This window comes from Collimonas humicola, assembly GCF_018304945.1.
Lineage (GTDB): Bacteria > Pseudomonadota > Gammaproteobacteria > Burkholderiales > Burkholderiaceae_D > Collimonas > Collimonas humicola.
In genome coordinates this window covers 1-633 of sequence record NZ_JAGQEE010000022.1, presented here as the reverse complement: position 1 = coordinate 633, position 633 = coordinate 1, and the positions used below count along the sequence as shown (strand labels likewise).

Below are 633 nucleotides of genomic sequence, written 5' to 3'. Positions count from 1 at the left end.
CGAACAGTAACGTCACTTCACTGTCCAGCGGACTGAGCACGACAAACAGCAATGTGTCGTCGCTGTCGACGTCCACCTCGACGGGCCTGAGCACCACCAACAGCAACGTTACTTCGCTGTCCAGCGGACTGAGCACAACCAACAGCAACGTATCATCGCTGTCGACTTCGACTTCGACCGGCCTGAGCAGCACGAACAGCAACGTCACATCGCTGTCCAGCGGACTGAGCACGACAAACAGCAGCGTGTCGTCGTTGTCGACGTCGACATCGACTGGTCTGAGCAGCACGAACAGTAATGTCACTTCGCTGTCCAGCGGCCTGAGCACGACCAACAGCAATGTGTCTTCGTTGTCGACGTCAACCTCGACTGGTTTGAGCAGCACGAATAGCAACGTCACTTCGTTGTCCAGCGGCCTGAGCACCACCAACAGCAACGTGTCGTCACTGTCGACGTCGACATCGACCGGTCTGAGCAGCACGAACAGTAACGTCACGTCATTGTCTAGCGGTCTGAGCACGACCAACAGCAATGTGTCTTCGTTGTCGACGTCAACCTCGACTGGCCTGAGCAGCACCAACAGCAACGTGTCGTCGCTGTCGACGTCGACATCGACCGGCTTGAGCAGCACGA

The 633-nt window shown here is 57.0% G+C and carries 1 protein-coding gene; it reads right to left on the bottom strand.

What is annotated here, in order from left to right; genetic code table 11:
* Nucleotides 1-633 (bottom strand): hypothetical protein (locus KHU30_RS24995; RefSeq protein ID WP_211445293.1); only part of this gene is annotated, 633 nt, incomplete at both ends.